Raw genomic sequence first — 8743 nt, 5'->3', positions numbered from 1 at the left:
AACTTGAATATCTTTGTTTTGGACAGTCTCCCACCGCTCGATCAGAAACCCATGCGGGTTGTTATCGCTTCGCTCCACGGGCCTTAGATACCCCCTGGTCACCAGGCTGCGGGAGACGATGCTGGTCGGGCGGATGATCCGCTGGATGGCGCGGCATTCGAAGGCGTAAGGCTGGTTGGAGGCATCCAGCTTTACGCTGTCGATCTGGATCTCCTGGGAGATATTACCCGAAATCACTCCCGCATAGAAGCCCGATTCGCGCAGGTCCTGGTAGGTTTTCTTTGCGCTCACATCGGCCAGGTAAAGAGCATGAGAGATATTGGCGGTAATGACCTTCTCATCGGGGGCAAGCGTAAAAAAGAGCCGGTGAAATGTTTTGATGTGATCACGCGCTTCAACGGCGATATTTTCCCTGCGCTCAGAGGCGTAGGCTTCCAGCACCTTTCCGCTGGCCAGGATATAGACCTTCTGGGAGGATTTTTCAGCTGAATCGAAGGATAGGTAAACGCAGATCGCCGTCACAAGGGCCGAGCAGATAATCACCGTAAGGGTGAAGATGCGGATATGCCGGAAGGCGCGCTCAATGTCCTGGGTCTTGGTAAACATATTTTTAGCTTTTGTTGAAAGTCGGTTGGGAAGGTGTCAGAAGGGGGCCTGCCGAAGTAGCCATGCGCCCGGCGGAAGTAGTAGCCGCATCAAAGACCCGGGTGGTTTTTTGCAGCAGTGCTCCCGGCGCACCGGCATGAATAATGTAGCCGGCCACGGACGGTACCGAGAAATAGCCCACGATCCCGATCACCAGAAAGATCAGATAAGCCATATCGTGCGCATTAAAGAAAGTATCGCCCGAGCCCTGGATCTGACGGATGTCCATCGCAATCATTTTTTCCTGGATCTTTCCGATGATTGCCCCGAAGATGTTAGCTACCGGAAGCCATAAATACACGTTGATGTAACGGGCAATCCAGCTGGTGAGCGTGAACTGAAAGCCGTCAAAGACTGCGATCCCGAAGGCCAGCGGGCCAATGATGGCCAGCACGATCAGGTAAAATGTCCTGATTGTGTTAATGCACAGGGCGGCGGCCTCAAAGATCACCCTGAGGATTTCGCTTAGGGCGGCCTTGATCGAGTTGCGGAAATTGTAGGATTGCTTGGCCATGTAAAACTTGATATCGTTGGCAATCCCGTCAGTGAAACCTTCCGAATAGCTATCTCCGTACATGTATTTAAGCCATTTCTCGCGGTTGCCCCGGCTGTCATCGCCCACATACATCTCCCAGAACTCAGAGCTTTTGATGGCATCCTCCTTCTTTTTTAAAAGTAATGCAATCGCTTTGTCCGAGCCGGTGACCATACCCGATGTGCCGCGCACGGCAGGGGAGAGTACGGCGTTGATCAGGGCGATCACCGATGGGAAGACAAGGATGGCAAAACCGATGACGAAGGGCCTGAGCAGGGGATAAAAATCAATGGGCTCTGCGGCGGCGATGTGCCGCCATACCCTGTGTCCGATGTAAAAGATCGCAGCGAAGGCTGCAATCCCCCGCCCGACGCTGATCAACTGCTCGCAGAGCGGAAGCATTTCCGAGTAGAGCTCATCGAGCACCCGGTTCAACCCGCGGATTTGCGCTTCATACCCCTGGGCATAGCTCAGGTTGGGCACGATGGTACTGCTAGCTGCAATCAGCAGCATAACTTTGTAGTGTTTCATGACAGGTAATGGTAGCTTATGGGGTGATATCGTAGATGTTTTGTGTTGTATTTAGCGAGGCCTTTTCATCTTTTCGCTGGGCTGCCAGCACGCTGTTGTTGCTGTTCAGGTGCCTGAGAAAAACCAGTTGACCGGAGACATCCTGGTGTATCGCATCGATCATCGAAAGACGTTCGTCATCTGAGGCCCGGAGTTTTCGGGCAGTTACAACGTCGAGCAAGGCGTCCAGATTTTTCAGACTTCCGGCCAATAAATCCTTGTATACTTTTTCGAGGTAAGCGATCTCTTTTGCGGTAAATTGTCCGGATGAAGAAAGCCTTGCAGATCCGCTTCGGCATTCGGCAGCGATGGCAAGCTGCATCTGAACGATCTCCTTTATACGCCCGTAGTTTTTTACCGCCGGACTGACCTGCAAAAGCCCGTCCAGGAATGCCTGATGCAGTTTGAAGTTGCCACGGGATATGTCGCGGATCTTGGTGTAGCCTTCAAAAAGGATGTCATATCCCTTTTTGAGCTCCCGCAGGGTTTTTCTCAGCTCCCGCAGCTTTTCAAGGTTCAGAATGAGCTGGGTTACCTCCTGGGTTTGGGCGCGGGATCTTGCCGGCACCGCAAGGGCAAGCAGCAGAATAGTCAATATTTTTTTCATGGTGATTGCTTATTTGATGCCGCTGATCGAGCGGCGGTTTTCCATATCTTCCAGCTCAGCTGCGGAAGATTTACAGACCAGTCCCAGGTCCCTTCGAAGGTTTTGGGCAAAGAGATAATTCTCTTCAAAGTCCTTGCATAGCCCTTCTATCCGCTGGATTCTCTCATCGTCAGTCATCGATACCTGATCGTCACGGATCACCATAAAAAATCCGCCGATCAGCACCTGTGAGTCATCATAGAGCGTTTTAAGAGCAGTGAGCATCTGTTTTTTTACGGCGGGGTCAAGCAGCTCGCAACGCGCGATTTCGAGCGGAAGGTTCTCACAGATATCATTGATCCTTCCGTGAAGGTCTGTAATATGCTGTAAGCGCGAAAGCGAGGTGATCCCGGACTTGACAATACGCAGTGAATCAAAGCGGTTTTTATGGAGCTTGAATTCGCCGTTTTTGATCTGGTGGATTGCGTTAAGGCCCTGCTTGGTAATTTTGTATCCCTCTTTGGTCAATTCCAAATACAGCCTCAGTTGCGCGATCTGTTCCTTTAAATACTCCCGTTGGGTTTTATTCTGTCGAAACCATTCTTTGAATAGCTGCGCCTGGGCTTTCCAGGCTGTAAACGCCAGCCAAATTGTAATTAACAGTGCTTTCATGTCGATCTGATTTTCATTCTATCCCGTAGAGCTCCTTGGTAACTTTGGCGTCGAGCTCGTTTTGAGCCCTGGAAAGACTTAGTAGTTTGTTTTCCTGGGTAAAGGTGTTGAGCTCATCATAAATCTGATCGGCTGATTTTGCGGCGCGGTCAATGATTTCCAGCCGCTTGACATCAGACATCTGGGTGGCAAAGGATTTGACTACCAGCTCCAATAGCTCAACCGTTCGCGCTGTTTCTTGCATGAGCCCTTCATAGACTTTCTGCATTTGGGTCAGCTCGGTACTGGTGAAGTGCGTGTCACTGCGGAGCAAAGCCCAGGCTTGCTGATATTGTTTTGCTATCTGTGCGGCTTTGTCGGCGGTCGCTTTCACCCGGAAATAGTAACTGACAACAGCTTTTACCTTTTTTAGCTCTTCGTAATATTCCTTGTAGAGGTCCCGCTGTTTTTTCACCCATTCCTCGATTTCATCAAGTTTGAGTTTTGCCATCGTATTTTCGATCGCTTTCTGGGCATTTTGCAGCCTGATCTGCCGGTTCTGTCTTCGTTGCACCAGCAGATCAAAAGCGCGGACGACGCGTTTGACGGCCTGCTTGATGATTTCGGCCCAAGGGATCGCTGCCTGCGCTTCTTTGATCGGGGTGGTTGCCACCAATAGCAGCAGCGTAAGGATTAATGCCTTCCTGAACATATCTGTCTTTGTTTGAGCTTAATTCTTTTGGCGTTTCTGTTGGGCCAGGGCTGTGATGGCAGCCTGCATGCTGCCCAGCTGCTCTGCGTATTGCTGCACCTTGATCTTCTCGGTTTGCTCGGTGGTATAGGTCAGGTATTCTTCCGGGCTCACTTCGGTCCGGTAGACCCTGGAGAGCACACCACCCAGGCTGATGAAGACTTCCTTATAGCGCAGCATCGGGTCATTGGCCTTATTGACTGAGAGCACCAGCGACTTTTCTTTTTCCGTCAGCCCAAGCAGATCCTGGATCTGATCGAACTTGTTTTGGTATTTTGATTGATCCAGCAGGATCTTGCAATCCGAGTTGTTGATGATCGCCTGCTTGACAATCGGGGAGCTGATGATGTCTTCCACTTCCTGGGTGACCACGATGGCTTCCCCGAAAAATTTGCGCACCGTTTTGAAGAGGTACTTGATGTATTCGGCCATCCCTTCTTTGGCAATCGCCTTCCAGGCCTCCTCGATCAGGATTACCTTCCGGATGCCGGACAGCTTTCTCATCTTGGAAATAAACACCTCCATAATAATGATGGTCACGATCGGGAAAAGGATCGGGTGCTCTTTGATGTTATCCAGCTCAAAGACGATAAAGCGCTCTGCTAAAAGGTCAATGTTTTCTTTGGCGTTCAGCAGGTAGTCGAACTCCCCGCCACGGTAATAGGGCCTGAGCACATAAAGGAAGTTGCCAATGTCAAAGTCTTTTTCTTTAACCCGCTCGGCGTCGAGTACTTTAACGAAGCTGCTTTGGAGGAACTCGTAAAAGCTATTAAAGCAGGGAAAAGCGCGGTCCGTTTCAATATGCTCGTAGTAAAGTGTAACTGCAACCGAAAGGGCGACATACTCTGACCGCTTAAAAGTCTCGTCATCTTTTTTCCAAAGCGCCAGCAGCAGCGTTTTGATGCTCTCCTTCTTTTCTGTGTCCAGTACATCGCCCTTTGCGATGTAAAACGGGTTGAACCGGATGGGATTCTTCTCCTCGTAGGTGAAGTAATAGCCCGAAACCATATCGCAAAGCCCCTTGTAGCTGTGACCGACATCGACCAGAACGATGTGGGCGCCCGACTCGTAATAGCTTCTGACCATATGGTTGGTAAAAAAGCTTTTGCCGCTTCCGGAAGGGCCCAGAATAAACTTATTGCGGTTGGTGCAAATTCCTTTCCGGACCGGCTCGTCGGATATGTCCACCAGGACGGGCTTGCCGGTCAGACGGTCGCCGAGCCGGATCCCGAAGCCCCCCTTGGAGGACTGGTAGGGCCCTTCCAGATTAAAGAAGCATGCAGCCTGTTCTGCGAATGTATCGAAGGTGTCATTCATGGGAAACTCCGCGGCGTTTCCCGGTATGCCCGCCCAGAAAATCTGGGGGGCTCCGGAGGTCTCCTGTTTCGCTGATATGTCCAGTTGGGCAAGTGCCGATGAGACCATGCTTTTAAGTTCTTTGACCAAGCCTTTTTCTTCTGTCCATGCAAGGATGTTGAAATGCGCCTTGACCGGAAGGCGCTGCTCGCGGATGGCTTCGTTTAAAAATTCGTTGGTAGCCTCAAGGGCCAGGCTATTCTCGCGGGCATAAATAGAAAGGGATTGCAGTCTGAGCCTTTTGCTTTCAAGGCGTTTAAGGGTTTTCTCACTTTCTGAGGTGAACACATACTGGTTGTAGATATGGTTGCATGCCAGCAGTTGCCCAAGAACGCTTGTGAAGCCGACGCTGAATTTGGTGCGGTCAGTAGAATAGCGTTCATAGGTCGTCGCCGCGCTGCAAAACCCGGGAAGATCTGCCGCGTCAGCCAGCGAGTAAAGGCTGCAGAGCCTGTCACCGACCTGGATTCCTTTTTCAAAGCTGATGTCTCGGAGCAGCCTCTGGTCGGCGTCTGTCAGAAGGAAAGCATACCTTTCAATCAGGCCTGCCCGGCGAGCGTGGCTTACAAGCTCATCGTTTTTTAGCTGGGTGACCTGGGTCAATCCGCTGTCCTCAAGGATGCGTTTGAACTGGCCTGCACTTTCTAGAAAATCCTCCAGGGCCGCTTTGTGCAGCGTTTGCCTGGGAGCGATCGAACCCCGAAGAAGGTTGCTGCTAAGCGAGCTGGAGAGCTTTCTTTCTTCGGGTGACTTGGTCAGCATCACATAGCATTCATGGGACAGATAGGGTCTGCCCTGAAAGAATCGGTCGCTACACTGACTAAGAAAGCTTTCGGGCGCGGGCTGTTTAGCCGAGAATGCTCTGGTGAGAAACCAGTCTTGTTTATGTAGCAAAGCGCGGGAGGGAAGCGCCCTGATTGCCTTGACCCAGCTTTGATGAAATGCGTCGTATTGCTGCTCGGAGAGCGTGAAGATCTCAGGCATCCCGGCCCGGAAAACGATTGTTACATCTCCTTGACGGGAGAGTATCATGTCGTGCTCGACATCCAGGATCGGTAGCAGTTGGTCCAGTAGCTTTTCCATTTGCCCTAATTTGATTTGTTGCTGGTTATAAACCGTTTTCTGGAAGTAGCCTTGACAAGGCGTGGGATTTTTCTTGCCGCCATCGCCTTTGTCAGGCCATGCTCTCCGTAGCTGGCGCTCAGTTGATAGACTGTCATGATCGAGCCGGCCGCTATCAGGGCGGCAATCAACAGGCACAGGTAGGTGTTAACTCCCAGGATATACATCAGAGCGTACAAAATCATGACCATGAACATTGCCCCTCCGGCATACCAGATGTATTGACCTTTGAGCCCGCGAAAGACGATACTGCGGTTTATTCCCTTATTGATCGCGTAAGTGAGTCGTGCCATTATGTGATCTTATTATTTTGCCTATCGATGTGTCAATTGCCGGCATCTTGATGCATGTGTTCAGGTGACTGGCATACCATCGCCAATCGCCGAACACAAAATCCTAGCCGGGATGAAAAATGCAGCCTTCAAGCTGGATGGAGAAAACGCAGGGCACTCCCTGCTATGAAGATGGTATTCGCCCGCCAGCGTGCTGGGTGAAATCCTGCCAGCGGCCAAACGCAGGAGCTTAAAGGTCTCCGGTAATCGCTATACGTCTTACCTTTAAGCCTACCTGCCGCCAGCTTAAAGTCCGAAGAATGATTGCAGTACTGTCGCAACTACTACCAGGAAAATGCAGCTTCCAAACCATGCCGCCGCCACTTTGCCCGTGTCTTGGTCGCCGTTGTTCCATTTTTGGAAAACCTTTACCGCCCCAACCAGCCCCAATACTGCGCCGATGGCATACATCAGGTTAGTTCCCGGCTCAAAGTAAGACCTTACCTGCGAATCAGCCTCCTGGATGCCGGCTGCCCCATCCTGGGCGACCGCTTTCAGGGACGCAGCGATGCCCACCACCGTAAATAACAGGGCATAGCGCGCCCCTGGATTCTTTCTCCTTGTTTTCATACTCCTCTATCATTTTAAGTTAAAACATTTTCAGCAAAGCCCTCGGCAGGCACCTTCCGCTGCTGCGGAAGGGCCATGCGTCAGGCGGCTCCATCACACCACCTTTCTCCAAACGTCAGTGATTTCACCCTTGCTGAGGTGTATGGAGCCATACTTTGCGCATTCCGCCTCGATACGGCTGTTGACCGCAAGCTGGAACTGCGTGCCTTCAAGCATTGAATAATCTTTCAGGATCATCTGGATCATCAGCAATAGATCCTGTTTGCTGTATTGTTTGATGTGAGCTTCCTGGATTTCTGTTGCCAGATGTTCACAAAGATCCTCTATCTGAATGTCTTGGTTTCGCCTGACCGGATGGCCGTCGTCCTGGCTGGTTTGCTCGTTCTGAGGACTTGGCTCAGTTGTTTTCTTGCTTTCCTTGATCAAAATGCCCGGACCAAACCGGTTTTTGTTTGACCTGCCTCTGCTCAGGTTTGTGATTTCCGTCCGGAAATATTTCCACCCGATCAACAGGTAGTAAATCAGCAGGCCGCCAGTCACAATTTCTGTGTATAAAGCCCATGGGGTTGTGGTGAACATATGCTTTTTGCGTTTACATTTGAAGTGACCGGTTTCTGCTGCCGGTGATTTTTGTTACGCTACAAAGTAAGTCTCCGGAAAGGGGTACAGAAAAGTACAAGTTTTGTTGTACCTTTTTGTACCCCTTCTAATCAGTAATCGAAGAGTATGAAGACCGTTTCGAGAAAGAAAGTAAAGTTGCAAAGCCTGTAGGTAATTGGGCATTTTGAGTATTCAATCAATTATTTAAGAGGAGTCAATTTATAAAAGGTGATGAGATTCTGGTTGTCAAGCCCTGGAACCAACTATACAAGATTTCAAACACATCGTCTGCGCTGACCTCGTACGGCTTATTCGCGGGGTTTAGTGATTGCAAAAGCACTTTCTGCCCTTCTGGTAAAACAGTCACCTTCTTAAAGACAAGGTCCTTCCCCCTCCAGGATCGCAATTGCACTGAGTACCGGGCTTCAAAGAAGTTTAGTCATCTGCATGCCCAACAAACCACGTCCGCACCTTCGGGCACCGGCAGCATCGAGTCCCTATGGTAGGAAACATCCTGAACGTTCCTGTCTGGGCAGGGCCTGCCACTGGAAACTTAGGCAGCGAAGCGATAAATTCCAGGTTTGTGCAACTGCTCCGGTAACCCGCCTTGACCGGCACATACTCGACATTCTTTTTGTTGGATTTGTCCGTCAAGATTTCAAGCACCCTAAGTTTGGTTCCTTTCATTTAGGGCTTGATCGCCGTTCCCAGCGATCAAATCCAAAAGAAGATAGGGATTTTACAAAAGATAAAGCGAATCCGGCCCGTGTTGGGAACATTAATAGTGTTGAACGATCAATATTTAGGTAGCAATCAGAAGCGCTAAAAGAGCCCTGCGGGGAAAACGTCAGGAAAAAAAACTCCACTCTTAATCGATCCGCAGCTTTTACCAGGCTTAGAGGGGAAAACTCGACAAGTCACTGACGCTGGCCATCAAGCACACTGAGTCCTACACGGGGAAGTACAACGTGGCCAAGGCCCCCCGTGATGCTGGCGTACAACCAGAAGACTTGAAAACTTTCCTG

9 protein-coding genes are annotated in these 8743 nt (G+C 50.5%); all 9 read right to left on the bottom strand.

The window, feature by feature from the left end; genetic code table 11:
* Window positions 1-606: conjugative transposon protein TraK (gene traK, locus AAHB90_RS30520; RefSeq protein WP_342089105.1), on the bottom strand; the 606-nt coding region annotated here is incomplete at its 3' end.
* A 4-nt stretch (window positions 607-610) separates the two neighbouring features.
* Window positions 611-1711 carry a conjugative transposon protein TraJ gene (gene traJ, locus AAHB90_RS30515; RefSeq protein ID WP_342089104.1) on the bottom strand — a complete coding sequence of 367 codons (1101 nt, stop codon included), beginning with the start codon at window positions 1709-1711 and terminating at the stop codon, window positions 611-613.
* A 16-nt stretch (window positions 1712-1727) separates the two neighbouring features.
* Window positions 1728-2357 (bottom strand): TerB family tellurite resistance protein, encoded by a 630-nt coding sequence (locus AAHB90_RS30510; protein ID WP_342089103.1) that lies wholly within the window; start codon window positions 2355-2357, stop codon window positions 1728-1730.
* Window positions 2358-2366: 9 nt separating this feature from the next.
* Window positions 2367-3008 carry a hypothetical protein gene (locus AAHB90_RS30505; RefSeq protein WP_342089102.1) on the bottom strand — a complete coding sequence of 214 codons (642 nt, stop codon included), beginning with the start codon at window positions 3006-3008 and terminating at the stop codon, window positions 2367-2369.
* Window positions 3009-3021: 13 nt separating this feature from the next.
* Window positions 3022-3699 carry a conjugal transfer protein TraI gene (locus AAHB90_RS30500; protein WP_342089101.1) on the bottom strand — a complete coding sequence of 226 codons (678 nt, stop codon included), beginning with the start codon at window positions 3697-3699 and terminating at the stop codon, window positions 3022-3024.
* Between the two features lie 18 nt (window positions 3700-3717).
* The gene (locus AAHB90_RS30495) at window positions 3718-6177 is read right to left on the bottom strand and encodes a TraG family conjugative transposon ATPase (protein WP_342089100.1); all 2460 of its coding nucleotides are present in this window, start codon (window positions 6175-6177) and stop codon (window positions 3718-3720) included.
* A 5-nt stretch (window positions 6178-6182) separates the two neighbouring features.
* Window positions 6183-6509, bottom strand: a complete 327-nt coding sequence (locus tag AAHB90_RS30490; RefSeq protein ID WP_342089099.1) for a DUF4133 domain-containing protein — start codon at window positions 6507-6509, stop codon at window positions 6183-6185.
* A 285-nt stretch (window positions 6510-6794) separates the two neighbouring features.
* Entirely contained in the window at window positions 6795-7118 is a 324-nt protein-coding gene (locus tag AAHB90_RS30485) for a DUF4134 domain-containing protein (protein ID WP_342089098.1), read from the bottom strand.
* Window positions 7119-7211: 93 nt separating this feature from the next.
* Window positions 7212-7697, bottom strand: a complete 486-nt coding sequence (locus AAHB90_RS30480) for a hypothetical protein (protein WP_342089097.1) — start codon at window positions 7695-7697, stop codon at window positions 7212-7214.
* Window positions 7698-8743 lie beyond the last annotated feature (1046 nt).

Origin of the sequence: Dyadobacter sp. OTU695 (genome assembly GCF_038440355.1) — a bacterium.
GTDB lineage: Bacteria > Bacteroidota > Bacteroidia > Cytophagales > Spirosomataceae > Dyadobacter.
This window is presented reverse-complemented; position numbering and strand designations above follow the sequence as displayed.

What these genes read in the sequence shown, in the direction of transcription:
- traJ (WP_342089104.1), bottom strand. Translation starts at nt 1,711, where the DNA reads ATGAAACACTACAAAGTTATGCTGCTGATTGCAGCTAGCAGTACCATC.
- AAHB90_RS30510 (WP_342089103.1), bottom strand. Translation starts at nt 2,357, where the DNA reads ATGAAAAAAATATTGACTATTCTGCTGCTTGCCCTTGCGGTGCCGGCA.
- AAHB90_RS30505 (WP_342089102.1), bottom strand. Translation starts at nt 3,008, where the DNA reads ATGAAAGCACTGTTAATTACAATTTGGCTGGCGTTTACAGCCTGGAAA.
- AAHB90_RS30500 (WP_342089101.1), bottom strand. Translation starts at nt 3,699, where the DNA reads ATGTTCAGGAAGGCATTAATCCTTACGCTGCTGCTATTGGTGGCAACC.
- AAHB90_RS30495 (WP_342089100.1), bottom strand. Translation starts at nt 6,177, where the DNA reads ATGGAAAAGCTACTGGACCAACTGCTACCGATCCTGGATGTCGAGCAC.
- AAHB90_RS30490 (WP_342089099.1), bottom strand. Translation starts at nt 6,509, where the DNA reads ATGGCACGACTCACTTACGCGATCAATAAGGGAATAAACCGCAGTATC.
- AAHB90_RS30485 (WP_342089098.1), bottom strand. Translation starts at nt 7,118, where the DNA reads ATGAAAACAAGGAGAAAGAATCCAGGGGCGCGCTATGCCCTGTTATTT.
- AAHB90_RS30480 (WP_342089097.1), bottom strand. Translation starts at nt 7,697, where the DNA reads ATGTTCACCACAACCCCATGGGCTTTATACACAGAAATTGTGACTGGC.